1 protein-coding gene is annotated in these 1,434 nt (G+C 52.0%); it reads right to left on the bottom strand.

Annotated elements, in window-relative coordinates; all coding sequences use genetic code 11:
• Positions 1-356: 356 nt before the first annotated feature.
• A complete protein-coding gene (locus FHK95_RS19945) occupies positions 357-1,004 on the bottom strand; it encodes a DNA cytosine methyltransferase (protein ID WP_150306374.1) in 648 nt (215 codons plus the stop codon).
• Positions 1,005-1,434 lie beyond the last annotated feature (430 nt).

Genomic DNA, 1,434 nt, shown 5'->3' with positions numbered 1-1,434 from the left:
GGGGTCAGTTCTTCAGACGTTCCTTAAGTCTCAAGTATTGATTTGCTGGTACGATTGGTTCCAGATGCTCGTTGAAAAGCTGAGGAACATTGCGTCCAAGTCTCTGAACTGGGTTAATCGCTGAGCTCTCGAAATTGACGTTCACGGTGGTCACTCGCTTTCTACACGCATTCATTCTGTTCTCCTCAGACAGCCACGCGATCTCATATAGACAGGCACATTGGGCACGAAGCCGTGAGCCCGTGAGCCACTGTGATAAGGGAGCTGTTTTTGTCAGTCCCCAAGCCATTCGACTAGAAACAGCCTGTTGAACCATGTGCCGCAACAGCATAGATCTATTTCTATCCCCGGTCCTTCTAACAGGGCACCCCGCCGGCCAAAATGTCGCATTCCGGCACGTTATGGGTCCAATCCAGCTCTCGGATATCGCTACATACAGCTACCGATTCCTCGCTCCAGATTTCGCCATTGTTTCGTAAGGATACATCCAGATAGGCGGGTTCAATTTCAACACCAACCTGAACGAACGAGTTTATCCCCGCTCGCATAAGACCGCTGTGCAGAGCCTTATCCGCTACCCCTCCTCCATGAAACAGGCTGCAAACCGCTAGCGGCTCACCTGTCTTGAGACGCTGTACCAGCTTGCGTACACGCTCACGGATTTTTACATCGAGATGATTGGCCGTTACGACAATGCGTCCCTGGCGAATCGCTACTCGGACTCTCTCAGAAGAAAAAATCTCCTTCAGATCATCCGTTCTCACCTCGATCAAAGGCACTTCGATGCCCCGGCGAGTACGGCGCGAGACGTTATAGGTTTTGCCGCTGAAGGTGTCACCCACCTGCCGCAGCTCAACCCGTTCTACTCGATCTGCACCAGGGCGACGAATCAGGGCATAGCGCATTCCTGTTCTGATGCCGGCACGAGCGAGTTTCTGACCTTCCAGCCAAAGGCGAGCAACGTTCTTGGACTCACCGATTTTGGTATTGATGATTGTTGTCATGGGACTTCTCCTTTCTATAGAAACAAAAGGGAGAAACCCCATGCCGGGATTTCTCCCGGTTGGGATGTTGAGCGTTACCGCTCGGTTTAGACTTCTGTGCTACCTACCAATGTTCTCCCAGGCAGGCATTTGCTCCTCGGTATAACGGAGAAAGCCCGTGAGGGACTTTCCCCTCACGGGCTTCTTATTTCATGTGCTTGCGTAGCAACGAAAGAACTCCCTCACGAACATCGAGGTGGTCTGATTCGTAGGCAATACAGCACACCTTGAAGCTGAATGGATGCTCTGCATCCGACATCAGCCACTCAAGTGCTTCACGTCGATTGGCCTCATTCACCTGGCGGTGGAGAAGCTGACGTAGCGTGTGTTTAAGCAGGTAACCCCGAAGCCAGTCAACGTAATCGTCGGTGAATCACACCGGGTTTTATGG

The sequence above is a fragment of the Pseudomonas saliphila genome (assembly GCF_008638345.1).
GTDB classification, from domain to species: domain Bacteria; phylum Pseudomonadota; class Gammaproteobacteria; order Pseudomonadales; family Pseudomonadaceae; genus Halopseudomonas; species Halopseudomonas saliphila.
This window is presented reverse-complemented; position numbering and strand designations above follow the sequence as displayed.

Excerpts from the sequence above, each read along its gene's own strand:
- FHK95_RS19945 (WP_150306374.1), bottom strand. The coding sequence starts at position 1,004 with ATGACAACAATCATCAATACCAAAATCGGTGAGTCCAAGAACGTTGCT.